Raw genomic sequence first — 13586 nt, forward strand, 5'->3', positions numbered from 1 at the left:
CCCTTCAGATTCAGCTTCGGGTCAGCGCAGCGTGCCCGGGCGGTTCGGGTCCTGGCCCGGCGGCAGCGGCGGGACACTGGTCTCCGGCGGCGCACCCGGCCCGGCCAGAGTCGGTCCGTCACCCTGCTGCGGCGAACGCTGGACGTCCCCACGCCACGCGCCGGTCTCGTGGCCCTGGCTTTCGATGAACTCCTTGAACCGGTGCAGGTCGCCGTCGATGCGGTGCCCGATCACCCCGAGCGCGGCGCCCGCCTTCTCGGTCAGCGTCTCCGGCTCGTACTCCATCTGGAGGTTGACCCGCGTGGTCCTGTCGTCGAGCCGGTGGAACGTCACCACACCGGACTGCTCCTGGCCCGCCACCGACTTCCACGCGATCCGCTCATCCGGGTGCTGTTCGGTGATCTCGGTGTCGAACTCGCGGTGCACGCCGCCGATCGTGGTCTCCCAGTGGTTGCGCGTGGGCGTGACCTGGATGATCCGGTCCACGCCGTCCATGAACGCCGGGAACGACTCGAACTGGGTCCACTGGTTGTAGACCGTGGACACCGGCGCGGTCACGTCGACAGATTTCTCGATCGTGGTCATTCGCACTCCTAAGGTCGTGGGCTACCTCCGTGACCTACCCCTGATGGCTGAGACCTACACGTGCGGCGGTTGAACCGGTTCCCCCTGGGTAGCCAGAGGCGAGGGAAAGGAGCGACATGATCACTGCCAGGGAACTGATGACAGCGGATGTCACCTGCGTGCGCGCGTCCGACACCGTGATGGACGCGGCTCGCGCCATGGCTCGACTGGGCGTCGGGTCGCTGCCGATCCGGGGCGAGGACGACACGCTCAAGGGGATGCTGACCGACCGCGACATCGTGGTGAAGGTGCTGGCCGAGGGCAAGGACCCAGTGGCCATGCACGCCGGTGAGCTGGCCCAGGGTGACGCGGTGACGGTCGGCGTCGACGACGACGTGGAGGCCGTGCTGAGTGCCATGGCCGAGCACAACGTTCGCCGGGTGCCGGTCCTCGACGGGGACGACCTTGTGGGCATCATCGCGCAGGCCGATGTGGCCCGCGCGCTGCCCGACCGGCCGGTCGGCGACCTGCTGAAGGCCATCTCGACCGACTAGCCGGAGAACGCCGAAACGAGAACCCCCACCGCGCGTCGGGCGCGGTGGGGGTTCTCTGCCACTCGGGATTACCGCCTGCGGCGGTTCGGCGGCTCGTCGACGTCGATGGGCTGCGGCACATCGCGCTGTGGGACACCGCGCTGCGTCACGTTGGGCTGGGCCACGGTGGGCTGTGCTGGGTTGGGCTGTGCCGCGTGGGGCTGTGCCGCGTGGGGCTGCAGCACGTCCCGCTGCGGCACATCGCGCGGCTGCGGCACGTCGTGGGTGCGCGGGTCGATCGGGCTCCTGGGCTCGACCGGCTGGGTTTCGACCGGCTGGGGTTCGCCCCACCGGGTCTCGTCGAGCCGCGCCCGGGCCGGATCCTCGTCCACCTGGGCCTCGTCGGCCGCGGTGTACGTCTCATAGGTCCGCTCGCGGATGGTGAAGCGGCCCAGGGCCACCGCCGCAAGGAACACGATGAGCGCGCCGAGCCCCGTGTGGAACGCCAGTTCGGCCCCCACCTGGGTGGCCGTGGAGCCCACCGGCTCACCGGTGGCGGGCGTGCCGTTGTTCCACAGCTTGCTGACTGCGGGTCCGAGGATGAACCAGGCACCGCCGAGTGCGGCGAGCCAGCCCCAGAACACGCCGCCGCCACGCCGGTTGGTGGCCATCAAGCCAAGACCGCCGAGGAGCACGGCCAGACCGGGCAGGATGTTGAGCACCAGGCGGTTGCTGGTGAACGTCCACGCCGTGTCCGGGGTGTACGCGAGCGAGAGATACGGCCCGATCAGGGGAATCACCGCACCCCACGCCCCGAGCAGAACCAGCAGCAGGCCGTTGATGGCACCACGCCGCCGGGGTACGTCAGAGCTCGTCGTGAGCTCTCTGGATGCGCTGACATCCGGGTCATAGCTGGTCATCAGGTACTCCTTCCGACACCAGCCAGGTACCCAGGGTGGCGCCGGTTCATACCTGAATGGCGCTCACGGCTGGGTGATTCCCTCGCGCAGCGTCTCCAGGGTCTTGCTGAGCAGGCGCGATACGTGCATCTGGGACAGGCCGACCCGGTTGGCGATCTCGGTCTGGGTGAGATTGCCGTAGAAGCGCAGCACCAGGATCCGGCGTTCCCGCGCGGGCAGGCGGTCCAGCAGCGGCCGCAGCGTCTCGTTGTTCTCCACCTCGTGGAACGCCTCGTCCTCGACGCCGATCCGGTCGGCGACGGGCGCGGAGTCCTCGTCGGGGCCGAGCATCTCGTCGAGCGACCGGGAGCGGTAGACCGCGCCCGCTTCGAGGCCCTCGTACACCTCTTCGGTGGAGATCCCCAGGTGGGCGGCGATTTCGCTGGGCGTCGGCGCGCGACCGAGGGTCTGGGAAAGCTTCGAGCCCGCCGCGCTCACCGCGAGGTGGCGTTCCTGCAGCCTGCGCGGCACCCGGATGGCCCACCCCGAGTCGCGGAAGTACCTGCGCACCTCGCCCATCACGGTGGGGATGGCGAAGGACAGGAAGTCCGTGCCCCGGTCGGGGTCGAAGCGGTCGATCGCGTTGAGCAGGCCCACGGTCGCCACTTGCAGCAGGTCGTCGTGCGACTCGCCGCGGTGGCTGAACCGCTGCGCGATGTGTTCGGCGATGGGGAGATGCCCGGTCACGAGCTCCTCCCGGAGGACGGCGCGCTCCGGGGAGTCGGGGGGCAGCTCCGCCATCGCCTCGAACAGTGGCCGCAGGTGTCCGTACCCCTCCGACGAGTCTCGGTAGGCGGCGCTGGTCAACTGCGGTTGGGTCATGCCCGCTCCCGTTCCAGGCTGGGGTGTCCACGTGGTTCGTCGTAGATTGGTGGACTACCACCGATCAATGAACCTCAAGCGCCCACGACCGGGTACGGTCGGATAATGCCTGGTCAGAGCCGTGTCAGCGCGGGTGGAGCTCGGCGGCGACCACGCGCGCGATGTCGGCGACGATGCGATTTTGTCCAGGAATGGTCGGATCGGTCCGGGTCGTGTAGACGGCGATGACCAGCGGCGCCCCGCCGGGCGGCCAGGTGACCGCGATGTCGTTGAGGGCGCCGTAGTCGCCGCCGCCGGTCTTGTCGCCGGTCGTCCAGTCCTTCGGCAGCCCCGCCCGGATCCGCTCGTCGCCGGTCTTGTTGCCGATCAGCCAGCCGGTGAGCTCGGCCCGGTCACTGGGGTGCAGTGCGTCGCCGAGGACAAGTTTCCGCAGGTCCCGCGCGATGGCGTCGGGCGTGCTGGTGTCGCGCGGGTCGCCGGGGAGGTTGGTGTTGAGGTCGGTCTCGTAGCGGTCGAGGCGGGTCCAGCGGTCACCCAGGGTGCGGGCGAACTCCCCGATGCTTGAGGGGCCGCCGAGCAGGCGCAGCAGGAGATTGGCCGCGGTGTTGTCACTGGTGGTCATGGTGGCCGCGCACAGGGCGCGCACGGTCATGCCGGTGTCGACGTGCAGTTCGGTGACGGGAGAGTGGGTCACGAGGTCGGCGTGGGTGTAGTGGATCACCCGCTCCATCAGGCCAGGGTCGGCGGTGCGCGCTTCTTGCAGGATCGCGGCCGAGGCGAGGCACTTGAAGGTCGAGCAGAGCGCGAACCGTTCGTGCGCTCGGTAGCGGATGGTTTTGCCGGTACCGGTGTTGATCGCGGTGACGCCGATGCGGCCGGGGTATTCGGCTTCGAGTTCTCGCAGGGTGCGCTGGGCGCTGGTCGCGGCGGCTTGGCCTGCGGTCGCGACGAGGAGGGGGGCGGCGAGAGCGGCGGTGAGGAGGGTGCGGCGTTTGTGATCAAGTCCCATGGTTGGAAAGGTACAGACCATGGGTGTAGAAGGTGTGGAGATCAGGTGATGGCGAGGTGGCCCGCATCCGGTGTGTCCCACCATCGCGGCGACTCGAGCTCCCCGTTCTCCGGGTCGGCGAAGAAGAACGGAACCCCCAGCCGTTCGGCCACGGCCTGGCCCTTTGACGCCGCTTCCTCACCCTGATCGTCGCCGCGGAACACGGCGAGGCAGACCTCGTCGAACGCATCGTGGTGGCGACTCGGCCCTCGCACGATCACGCTCAGGCAGATCATCCAGCCCCACGAATCGCCGTCCCGATAAGCCTCGACCACGACCGGTGGCTCGCCGAGTGTCGTGGCCTCGGCGAGCATCTCCTCGACTGTGGTCTCCGGTGGCACCGTGACGCGGCCCTGCTCGATCAAGACGCCGTACCGGTAAGCCACCAGCTCTTTGCCAAGCGGGATGCTTGGTTTGGGCTTGATGCCGGACTTGTCGCGAAGGGCGACGATCGCGAGGACCACCCGCCGCTGGCAGACGAGTTCATCGATCTCGTCGCGGACCGACGCGGGCGTCATCGCCCAAGCGGTCCGTGCCTCACCGTGATGGCAGGGCCGGCCTTCGGCAATGGGGCCGCATAGGTCGCAGTCGTCTTCCACCGCACCATTGTGACCCCCGGGTCGGCAGTCTTTGTCACCCAGCCTTGCCGCGTAGGAGTTGTTCGAACGGGATGGGGTCGTCGAATCCGTTCGTCTTGGCCCTGGATGGTTTGCCGCTGACCAGGTCGGCGAGTTCGGTGCCCGCGCGGGCCACTCGATCCGCCAGGCCCTGGTCGTGGCCGCCCCAGTCCTCCGTCGCCGCGAACACCGCTGTCGGGGTCACGATTGCGCGTAGGTAGGCGAACATCGGGCGTAGGGCGTGTTCCAACGCGAGTGAGTGGCGGGCGGTTCCGCCGGTTGCTCCGAGTAGGACTGGTTTGCCCGCCAGGGAATCCGGTTCCAGCACATCGAAGAAGGACTTGAACAGGCCGCTGTAAGAAGCGTTGAAGATCGGGGTGACGGCGATCAGGCCGTCCGCTTCGGCGACCGTGTCGATCGCCGTTCGCAAGGCGGGTGGTGGGAAGCCGGTCAGGAGGTTGTCGGCGATGTCGTGGGCGTGTTCGCGCAGGTTGACCACCCGCACCTGCGCGGGCACCGTCCGCTGGACCGCCGCCGCGAGGCGGTCGGCCAGCAGGCGGGTGGACGACGGTTCGCTGAGACCCGCGGACACCACGGCGATGGTCGTCATCGGGTGGCCTCCACGGTCGACGCGGCGAGCAGGGTCTGGTGGGTCGGCGCCTCGGGGACGTGGGCCGGGCGGAGCGCGGCGAATTCCTTGCGCAGTACCGGGATCACTTCCTCGCCGAGCAGGTCGAGCTGTTCCAGCACCGTCTTGAGCGGCAGGCCCGCGTGGTCCACAAGGAACAGTTGCCGCTGGTAGTCGCCGAAGGAGTCGCGGAAGGACAGAGTCTTGTCGATGACCTCCTGCGGGCTGCCGACGGTCAGCGGCGTCTGGTCGGTGAAGTCCTCAAGGGACGGTCCGTGGCCGTAGACCGGCGCGTTGTCGAAGTACGGGCGGAACTCGCGGACCGCGTCCTGGGAGTTCTTCCGCATGAACACGTGCCCGCCGAGGCCGACGATCGCCTGCTCCGCCTTGCCGTGCCCGTAGTGCTCGAAGCGGCTCCGGTAGAGGTTGACCAACCGGATGAAGTGTTCCTTTGGCCAGAAGATGTTGTTCGCGAAGAACCCGTCGCCGTAGTACGCGGCCTGCTCGGCGATCTCCGGGCTGCGGATCGAACCGTGCCAGACGAACGGCGGCACACCGTCGAGCGGGCGCGGGGTCGAGGTGAACGAGCGCAGTGGCGTGCGGAACCTGCCCTCCCAGCCGACGACGTCCTCGCGCCACAGCCTGCGCAGCAGGGCGTAGTTCTCGATCGCCAGGTCGATGCCGTCGCGGATGTCCTTGCCGAACCACGGGTAGACGGGTCCGGTGTTGCCGCGGCCCATCATCAGGTCGACCCGGCCGCCCGCGAGGTGCTGCAGCATCGCGAAGTCCTCGGCGATCTTGACCGGGTCGTTCGTGGTGATCAGCGTGGTCGAGGTGGACAGGATCAGCCGCTCGGTGCGCGCGGCGATGTAGCCCAGCATCGTGGTGGGGGAGGACGGCACGAACGGCGGGTTGTGGTGCTCGCCGGTCGCGAACACGTCCAGTCCGACCTCCTCGGCCTTGAGCGCGATCGTGACCATCGCCTGGATGCGCTCGGCCTCCGTGACGGTCGTCCCGGTGGTCGGGTCGGTCGTCACATCGCCGACGGTGAAGATCCCGAACTGCATGTCCACGCCTCTTCCCAGTAGGTAGTTCAGCTCTCAACTATACCGAACAAGACCTGATCACCCGGTATTCCCCAACCGGCGCCGACGGATGCCTCCTCTTACGATCCGACCGTGAGCGAATCGGAGGGCGGGAGCACGCTGACGGTCGTCCTGGCCGGGGCGATGAACCTCGCCATCGCCGTCATGAAGCTCATCGCGGGCGTGATCACCGGCTCGGCGGCGATGCTGGCCGAGGCCGCGCACTCGGTCGCCGACACGTTCACCGAGTTGCTGCTCCTCACCGCGCTCAAGGTGTCCGACCGGCCGGCCGACCGCCGCCATCCGTTCGGCTACGGCAAGGCGCGGTACTTCTGGTCGCTGCTGGCGGCGGTGTCGATCTTCGTCTCGGGCGCGGTGTTCGCGCTCTACGAAGGCTTCTCCACTATCTTCGGCGAGCCGGAGGAGTCGACTTCGGCGCACGTGGCGTACATCGTCCTGATCATCGCCTTCGCGCTGGAGACCGTCTCCTGGACCCAGGCGCAGCGCCAGGTGCGCCGCGAGGCCGCCGAGCGGGGCCGCACCCTCCTCGGGCACCTGCGCCACGGCGACGACCCGACGTCGAAAACCGTGCTGTACGAGGACTCGGCCGCGCTGCTCGGGCTGCTGATCGCGTTCTCCGGCATCGGGCTGCACCAAATCACGGGATCCTCGGTGTGGGACGGCATCGCCTCGGTGGCCATCGGCTTGCTGCTCGCGTTCGTCGCCTACCTCCTCGGGCGGACCAACGCGGGCCTGCTCATCGGCCGCCAGGCCTCGGCCGACCTCGTCTACGCGATCCGCGACACCCTCGCCGCCGCCCGCGAGATCGAAGCCGTGGTCGACCTGCAGACCATGCTCATCGGCACCGACCGCGTCCTGGTCTGCGCGCGGGTGGACTTCGACGACGCGCTCACCGCCGCCGACCTGGAACGCGCCTGCGTGCGGCTGGCGACCGACCTGGCCGCGGCCTACCCCGTCATCGCGGAGGTGTTCATCGAACCGGTTCCGCGGTCCGACGTGGCCCTTCGGTCGGCTGTCCTGGCCCGCTACGGCAAGCGGTAAAGCCGGCCGGCCCCCTGCGATCGTATGAACGAATGGTTAACGTAGGTTTGCGTCGTTCCGGTCGTCGGGGGAGGGGTTTTCGGTGGATGTGTCTGTGCTGGTCACCATCGTGGTGGTGACCGCGCTGATCTTCGACTTCACGAACGGCTTCCACGACACGGCCAACGCGATGGCCACGTCGATCGCCACGGGCGCGCTGCGCCCGAAGGTGGCCGTGGCGCTGTCGGCGGTGTTGAACCTGGTGGGCGCGTTTCTGTCGGTCGAGGTCGCGAAGACGATCTCGGGCGGCCTGGTCGACGACGCGGCGATCACCCCCGCGGTGGTGTTCGGCGGGTTGGTCGGGGCCATCGTCTGGAACCTGCTGACCTGGTACGTCGGCCTGCCGTCGAGTTCCTCGCACGCGCTGTTCGGCGGACTCATCGGCGCGACCTGGGTGGCCGCGGGCAGCGACGCCGTGCGGTTCGCCAAGCTGGCGGAGAAGGTGCTGGTCCCGGCCCTCGCCGCGCCGCTCATCGCGGGTCTGGCGGGCATGGTCGCCACCTACCTGGCCTTCCGTATCACCCGCCGGGCCACCGCGAGCCGCACACCGCGCGGCTTCCGCATCGGCCAGATCGCCTCGGCGTCGATGCTGTCGTTGGCGCACGGCACGAACGACGCGCAGAAGACGATGGGCATCATCACCCTCACCATGATCAGCGCGGGCACCCTGCCCAAGGACTCCGGCCCGCCGGTGTGGGTCATCGTGAGCGCGGGCGTCGCCATCGCCCTGGGCACCTACCTCGGCGGCTGGCGGATCATCCGCACCCTGGGCCGGGGCATCACCGACATCGGCGCCCCGCAGGGCTTTGCCGCCCAGGCCAGCGCCACCGCCGTCATCCTGACCTCGTCGCACCTGGGCATCGCGCTCTCGACCACGCACGTCTGCTCCGGCGGCATCCTCGGCGCGGGCCTCGGCACGCCGCAGGCGAAGGTGCAGTGGGGAACCGCGGGCCGAATGATCCTGGCCTGGGTGATCACGCTGCCCGCCGCGGGCCTGGCAGGCGCCCTCGCCGGTGTCGTCGCCGAGTCCGGGACGTTCGGCACCATCGTGGTCGCCGTGGTCGGACTGGCGTTCGGCCTGGGCATCTACATCCGCTCGCGGCGCGACGTCGTCGGCGCGCACAACGTCAACGACATCCCGGTCGAACCCATCCCCGGTGAGACGGTCGAGACCTCGGGGGGCAGCCGATGAACATCAACTGGTCGCTGCTGGTCGAGGTTCTCGTCGTCGCCTTCGGCACGGCGCTGGGGACCGTGGTCCTGTTCTCGCTGGGGGTGCGCGGCTGGTCCGACCACGCCGACGCCCGCGAGAAAGGCGGGTCCAGTGTCGTCGGTATCGCCATGGCGGCGGTGAGTTTCGCGCTGTGCGCGGCGATCGTGGCCTTCGGCCTCTGGATCATCGTCGCAGGCTGACCCGCCCGGCCGGTCGGTAGGTCTGCAGGAGCACGTTGGGGCCGACGTTGCGCGACTCCACCAGCTCCAGGTCCGAGGTGCCCGCGCCGCCGTTGAACAGGCGCCATCAGCTCGTCGAACTTGAACTGCTCGCCGTCCGGGGCGGGGGACTTGAAGCTCCAGCCGCCATGCTCGAAGCCCTCGGCGCCGCCCGGGTCCTCGATGACGCCGCTCACTCACCCGACGAGCGCTCCACCGCGGAATCGACAGACCGCGACAAAGTAGTTTCGAGAAACTTCCAACCGAGACCGGAGGACCGCCCATGCGCGCCGTCGTGATCACCGAGTTCGGCGTGAAACCGCTGGTCGAAGAGGTGACCGAACCCAAGCCGAGCCGCGACGGGGTCGTCGTGCGAGTCGAGGCGACCGGCGTCTGCCGCAGCGACTGGCACGCGTGGCAGGGACACGACCCGAGCGTCGCGCTGCCGCACGTGGCCGGGCACGAACTCGCGGGCCGCATCGTGGAAGTCGGGCCCGAGGTCCACGGGTGGCGGCTGGGGGAGCGGGTGACAGTGCCGTTCGTCTGCGCGTGCGGCGCCTGCCCCCAGTGCGCGAGCGGCAACCAGCAGGTGTGCGACCGGCAATTCCAGCCCGGCTCCACCCATTGGGGCTCCTTCGCGGAGTTCGTGGCGCTCGACCACGCCCAGGCGAACCTGGTCCGGCTCCCCGAGTCGATCGACTCGGCCGCCGCGGCGGTTCTCGGCTGCCGCTTCGGCACCGCGTACCGGGCGGTCCTGCGCCAAGGCGCGGTGCGGGCCGGGCAGTGGGTCGCGGTGCACGGGTGCGGCGGCGCGGGCATCTCCGCCGTGCTCCTCGCCGTCGCGGCGGGCGCCCGGGTCGTGGCCGTGGACCTGTCCCGCGCGGCGCTCGACCTGGCGTCGTCGCTGGGGGCGGAGGCGGTGATCGACGCCGGGGAGACCGACGTCGCGGCGGCCGTCCGTGACGTCACCGGCGGCGGCGCCCACGTGTCGCTCGACTGCGTCGGTCACCCGGCGACGTGCGCTGCTTCGGTTGCGTGCCTGCGCAAACGCGGCAGGCACGTGCAGGTCGGGCTGATGCCGCCGTCCCTCGGTGTCGCGCCGATCCCGATGCACCAGGTGATCGCCGACGAACTCGTCCTGTTGGGAAGCCACGGTGTCCAAGCGCACGAATACCCGGCGATGCTGAGCATGGTCGAGCAGTCCGGTATGGACCTCTCGCGACTGGTGGGGCCCCGGATCGGCCTTCTCGGCGTGCCGGACGCGCTGGCCGCGATGAACGACGCCGTGCCCGGTCGGGCCGGGGTCACGGTCGTCGAACTCTGAGCACGCTCAGATCGCGTCGTCGAGCAGGACTTCCTCGGGCTCCTCGGCGTCCTCGGTCGGGTTGCCCTCGGCGATGATCCGCCGGTAGCGCAAGGCGATCTCCAAGGACAGGCGCTCCTCCGGATCGGCCAGGCGGTCGCCGAGCAGCTGCTCGAGCTGGTGCATGCGGTAGCGCACGGTCTGGGGGTGCACGTCTAGTCGCGTGGCGATCTCGTTGATGCCGCCGCGGGTCTCCAGCCAGGCGAGCAGGGTGCTCTCCAGCCGCTCCCGCTGCTTGGCGGTCAGGTTCTCGAACGGGACCAGAACCCGGCCGGTCAGGTGCGAGACCAGGAACTCGTCCGACATCAGGGCCAGCGTCGAGAGGTGCTCGGCGCACAGCGTGATGTTCTTGTCCGGCAGCACACCGCGGTGCACGAGGGTCATCGCCTTGCGCGCGCAGCGCAGCGACAGGATGGCGTCTCCCAGTGCCACCGTCGGGCCGACCGCGGCCCGCCTGCCGCGCAGTTCCTTCTCCAGCCGGGCGAGGTGGCGGTCCGGATCGGCCACGACCAGGCACGGCTCGGTGCTCTCCATGTCGACCAAGACCTCGGGGCCCAACGCGGTGGCGGGCAGCCGGTGCTGGTCCTCGCGGTATTCCAGGGAGATGACCGCGACCCGCTGGGGCAGTTCCCAGTCGGTCACGCCCGCCAGGTCGGCGAGCGACTGCCGGGCCACGGGCGGGTCGGACAGGATCATCTTGAGCAGCTGCCTGCGTCGACGCTCCAGCGCGCCGGTCGAGCGGGCCTGGGCCGCGGTGTACCCGGCGATGGCCGCGGTGCACAGCTCGTCGACCCAGGCGAAGATCGCGTCGGCCAGCGCGAAAAGCACATCGTGGGGGATGCCGACGGACCGCCCGGCCGCGCTGAGCTGCCGCCAGACGACGCGGGCACCGACCCGGACCGCCGTCTGCAGCGAGTCCATCGTGCGGCCTTCGAGGAATTCGACCCGACCCGCGTAGCGGAACGCCGCCTCCCAGTCCGCCTGCTGGGCGTTGGGGTCGAGGATGTTGTCGAAGCACTTGACCACGGCCATGTCGACCGCGCCGACCAGGACCTCCCGGAACTTGCCGTCGAGCGGCTGGGCGTAAGCGGGAACCGCGCGCTGGATCTCCAGGACCGCGGCCTTCACCAGGTGCGGCGCCATGGGCCGGAGCTTGTGTGCCAACTCCGGCGGGATCATCCGCCACATCTTCAGCGCGGCGTCGGTCCGATGCCGGGAACGCAATCGGGCCGGGTCATCACCATTGACCGGTTCGACTTTCCGCAGCGCCGTCGCCGTCAGATCGGCACGCGGGCTTCGCCCGTTCAGTTCGGTCATTAACCCACCTCGTAGGGGAGAATGTGGTGGAACCACCGGGGCGCCGCGGCGGTGTTTGCTCGAATGACGATAAATTCAGCGGATTCAAGTGTCAAATAGCGGACCGCGGCCCGCGTGTCCATGCCAACGATCGGGCGGTTGGCGTAGCGGAGTTTGTGTGAGACGGATAGTGCGAACGTCAGGGGCTGTTCGAACGTGACAAAGCTACCCAGGGTGCCGTTATCCCAAGTTTGCCTGAGGTTTCGGCTACGCTTCGTGACTGTTCGTCTCGCCCTGCGACCTCCGGGCGGTCCTTGTCACCACCGGGCAAAACGGTTGATCGGAATTGCTTTCCACTGACAATTGTGTCGGTTTACCTGCGGAATCCGGTATTGCGAGCCGATCTACCGGCGGGTACGTTGCCTCCATATACCGGAGCCGTTTCGATGTAATTGTCGGCGTGGCTTTGTAGTACGCCCCTCCAGTAATTGCCGGTCCCCGTTTTTGCGCGGTTGGAGAACAAATGACTCAGCGGAAGTTAAAACCGAGGCGTCTCGCCGCCGTGCTGGCGGGTCTCACCGTCACCGGCCTGGTGACGACCAGCCTGTTCGTCTCAGCGGGTGGTGCCGCCGCGGCCGAACTCGACCTCAACTACGGCTGCACCTTCCCCTTGATCGACGTGCAGCCGGTCAAGGTGCACATCAACGCCAGCATCCCCGACACGATCACCGTGGGCGTGCCGACTGGCGAGTTCACCATCGAGGCGCTGTCCACCCTCAATGAGGACACCACGACCGGCCTGAAGCTGGTCAAGGTCGCCACGATCGAGGGTTCGGCCATCTCGACCGCGCACATCACCGCGCCGGGCTTCGACACCGACCTCGACGTTCCGGTCACCGTGGAGAAGACCGCGGTCCCCGCGAGCGGCGGCTTCACCGTGCGCGCGACCGGCAAGACGCCGTCGCTGAAGTTCCCCCAGGCGGGCCCGATCAAGATCACGGTCCACGACCTGATGCTGAACATCACCGCACGGAAGGCCGACGGCACCCTGGCCAGCATTCCGCCGTCGAACCCGTTCGAGGCGCCGTGTGTCCAGGACCCGGGTCAGAACAACGTGCTGAAGGAAGGCCAGATCCTTCCGAAGCCGACCACTGAGCCCACGACGCCAACGACGACTGAGCCCACGACGACTCAGCCCACGACGACTGAGCCGACCACGACTGAGCCGACGACGACCGAGCCCACGACGACTGAGCCGACCACGACTGAGCCGACGACCACTGAGCCGACGACGACTGAGCCCACGACGACTCAGCCCACGACGACTGAGCCGACGACCACTGAGCCGACGACGACCGAGCCCACGACGACTCAGCCCACGACGACTGAGCCGACGACCACTGAGCCGACGACGACCGAGCCCACGACGACTCAGCCCACGACGACTGAGCCGACGACCACTGAGCCGACGACCACTGAGCCGACCACGACTGAGCCCACGACGACTCAGCCGACGACCACTGAGCCGACCACGACTCAGCCGACGACGACTCAGCCGACCACGACTGAGCCCACGACGACTCAGCCCACCACGACCAAGCCGCCCACAGACGTCATCGAGATCTCGTACACCGTCAAGGGCAAGACCTACATCAAGAAGCTCAACGCCTCCGCGGTGATCGGACCGGGCAGGCTCGACGCCAAGGTCAAGCTGGCCGAGGGCACCTTCGCCGGTGACCTGAGCCTGCCCAGCACGAAGATCAATTTCGCCCTGTTCGGGTTCCTGCCCGCGCAGGCCTCGGTGAAGATCGTCCCCGCGGGACAGGTCACCGGCACCATCGCCGCCGACGGCTCGGTCAAGTCGAACGTCGCCGTCGATCTGCTGCTGGTCGATGTCAAGGTGTTCGGGCTCCCCATCGTGGGCGGCTCGTCCTGCAAGTCCTCGACGTCGGTTGCGCTCGCCTCGAACCCGGGCTTCAACCCGGCCACGGGCGGCACTCTCAGCGGCACCTACGACATCCGGCCGTTCGCCAACTGCGGCATGTTCACCTCGGTGATCAACAGCCTCACGGCGGGCCCGGGCAACAAGATCGAGATCGCGCTGACGAAGAAGTGATTCCGCCGCGCGACGTGTGACCC

The 13586-nt window shown here is 68.7% G+C and carries 14 protein-coding genes; 6 read left to right on the forward strand and 8 right to left on the reverse strand.

The window, feature by feature from the left end; all coding sequences use genetic code 11:
• Positions 1-21: 21 nt before the first annotated feature.
• Positions 22-585, reverse strand: coding sequence for an SRPBCC family protein (locus C8E96_RS22985; RefSeq protein WP_091382173.1), 564 nt, complete (start codon positions 583-585; stop codon positions 22-24).
• Between the two features lie 116 nt (positions 586-701).
• On the opposite strand from C8E96_RS22985, the gene C8E96_RS22990 reads away from it, so the two are divergent.
• Positions 702-1118: a CBS domain-containing protein gene (locus C8E96_RS22990; protein WP_091382172.1), complete on the forward strand. Its 417-nt coding sequence runs from the start codon at positions 702-704 to the stop codon at positions 1116-1118.
• Between the two features lie 68 nt (positions 1119-1186).
• On the opposite strand, the gene C8E96_RS22995 is transcribed toward C8E96_RS22990, so the two are convergent.
• From C8E96_RS22995 to C8E96_RS23020, 6 genes are all read right to left on the reverse strand, one after another.
• On the reverse strand, positions 1187-2017 hold the full coding sequence (locus C8E96_RS22995) for a hypothetical protein (protein WP_091382170.1): 831 nt from the start codon (positions 2015-2017) through the stop codon (positions 1187-1189).
• 63 nt (positions 2018-2080) lie between these two features.
• The gene (locus C8E96_RS23000) at positions 2081-2878 is read right to left on the reverse strand and encodes a SigB/SigF/SigG family RNA polymerase sigma factor (RefSeq protein WP_091382168.1); all 798 of its coding nucleotides are present in this window, start codon (positions 2876-2878) and stop codon (positions 2081-2083) included.
• Between the two features lie 124 nt (positions 2879-3002).
• Complete coding sequence (bla, locus tag C8E96_RS23005; protein ID WP_091382166.1) at positions 3003-3887, reverse strand: class A beta-lactamase; 885 nt, start codon at positions 3885-3887, stop codon at positions 3003-3005.
• Between the two features lie 41 nt (positions 3888-3928).
• Positions 3929-4444: a hypothetical protein gene (locus C8E96_RS23010; protein WP_091382164.1), complete on the reverse strand. Its 516-nt coding sequence runs from the start codon at positions 4442-4444 to the stop codon at positions 3929-3931.
• Between the two features lie 115 nt (positions 4445-4559).
• The gene (locus C8E96_RS23015; RefSeq protein WP_091382162.1) at positions 4560-5153 is read right to left on the reverse strand and encodes an FMN reductase; all 594 of its coding nucleotides are present in this window, start codon (positions 5151-5153) and stop codon (positions 4560-4562) included.
• On the reverse strand, positions 5150-6238 hold the full coding sequence (locus C8E96_RS23020; RefSeq protein ID WP_091382159.1) for an LLM class flavin-dependent oxidoreductase: 1089 nt from the start codon (positions 6236-6238) through the stop codon (positions 5150-5152). The genes C8E96_RS23015 and C8E96_RS23020 overlap by 4 nt, the downstream gene beginning before the upstream one ends.
• Before the next feature lie 111 nt (positions 6239-6349).
• Between C8E96_RS23020 and C8E96_RS23025 the strand changes: the two genes are divergently transcribed.
• The 4 genes from C8E96_RS23025 (at position 6350) to C8E96_RS23040 (ending at position 10112) form a co-directional block, all read left to right on the forward strand.
• The gene (locus tag C8E96_RS23025; protein ID WP_091382157.1) at positions 6350-7318 is read left to right on the forward strand and encodes a cation diffusion facilitator family transporter; all 969 of its coding nucleotides are present in this window, start codon (positions 6350-6352) and stop codon (positions 7316-7318) included.
• 82 nt (positions 7319-7400) lie between these two features.
• On the forward strand, positions 7401-8549 hold the full coding sequence (locus tag C8E96_RS23030; protein WP_091382154.1) for an inorganic phosphate transporter: 1149 nt from the start codon (positions 7401-7403) through the stop codon (positions 8547-8549).
• Positions 8546-8770, forward strand: coding sequence for a hypothetical protein (locus tag C8E96_RS23035; RefSeq protein ID WP_091382152.1), 225 nt, complete (start codon positions 8546-8548; stop codon positions 8768-8770). The genes C8E96_RS23030 and C8E96_RS23035 overlap by 4 nt, the downstream gene beginning before the upstream one ends.
• Positions 8771-9071: 301 nt before the next feature.
• Positions 9072-10112: a zinc-binding dehydrogenase gene (locus C8E96_RS23040; protein WP_091382149.1), complete on the forward strand. Its 1041-nt coding sequence runs from the start codon at positions 9072-9074 to the stop codon at positions 10110-10112.
• A gap of 6 nt (positions 10113-10118) precedes the next feature.
• Here the strand turns inward: C8E96_RS23040 and C8E96_RS23045 are convergent, their stop codons facing one another.
• Complete coding sequence (locus C8E96_RS23045; protein ID WP_091382147.1) at positions 10119-11468, reverse strand: PucR family transcriptional regulator; 1350 nt, start codon at positions 11466-11468, stop codon at positions 10119-10121.
• A gap of 502 nt (positions 11469-11970) precedes the next feature.
• Between C8E96_RS23045 and C8E96_RS34170 the strand changes: the two genes are divergently transcribed.
• Positions 11971-13563, forward strand: coding sequence for a DUF6801 domain-containing protein (locus C8E96_RS34170; RefSeq protein ID WP_228770189.1), 1593 nt, complete (start codon positions 11971-11973; stop codon positions 13561-13563).
• Positions 13564-13586: the final 23 nt, after the last annotated feature.

The organism is Actinokineospora alba (assembly GCF_004362515.1).
Classification (GTDB): Bacteria; Actinomycetota; Actinomycetes; order Mycobacteriales; family Pseudonocardiaceae; genus Actinokineospora; species Actinokineospora alba.

Bases quoted from the DNA above. Each gene is read 5' to 3' on its own strand.
- C8E96_RS22985 (WP_091382173.1), bottom strand. From the start codon at position 585: ATGACCACGATCGAGAAATCTGTCGACGTGACCGCGCCGGTGTCCACG.
- C8E96_RS22990 (WP_091382172.1), top strand. From the start codon at position 702: ATGATCACTGCCAGGGAACTGATGACAGCGGATGTCACCTGCGTGCGC.
- C8E96_RS22995 (WP_091382170.1), bottom strand. From the start codon at position 2,017: ATGACCAGCTATGACCCGGATGTCAGCGCATCCAGAGAGCTCACGACG.
- C8E96_RS23000 (WP_091382168.1), bottom strand. From the start codon at position 2,878: ATGACCCAACCGCAGTTGACCAGCGCCGCCTACCGAGACTCGTCGGAG.
- bla (WP_091382166.1), bottom strand. From the start codon at position 3,887: ATGGGACTTGATCACAAACGCCGCACCCTCCTCACCGCCGCTCTCGCC.
- C8E96_RS23010 (WP_091382164.1), bottom strand. From the start codon at position 4,444: ATGACGCCCGCGTCGGTCCGCGACGAGATCGATGAACTCGTCTGCCAG.
- C8E96_RS23015 (WP_091382162.1), bottom strand. From the start codon at position 5,153: ATGACGACCATCGCCGTGGTGTCCGCGGGTCTCAGCGAACCGTCGTCC.
- C8E96_RS23020 (WP_091382159.1), bottom strand. From the start codon at position 6,238: ATGCAGTTCGGGATCTTCACCGTCGGCGATGTGACGACCGACCCGACC.
- C8E96_RS23035 (WP_091382152.1), top strand. From the start codon at position 8,546: ATGAACATCAACTGGTCGCTGCTGGTCGAGGTTCTCGTCGTCGCCTTC.
- C8E96_RS23040 (WP_091382149.1), top strand. From the start codon at position 9,072: ATGCGCGCCGTCGTGATCACCGAGTTCGGCGTGAAACCGCTGGTCGAA.
- C8E96_RS23045 (WP_091382147.1), bottom strand. From the start codon at position 11,468: ATGACCGAACTGAACGGGCGAAGCCCGCGTGCCGATCTGACGGCGACG.
- C8E96_RS34170 (WP_228770189.1), top strand. From the start codon at position 11,971: ATGACTCAGCGGAAGTTAAAACCGAGGCGTCTCGCCGCCGTGCTGGCG.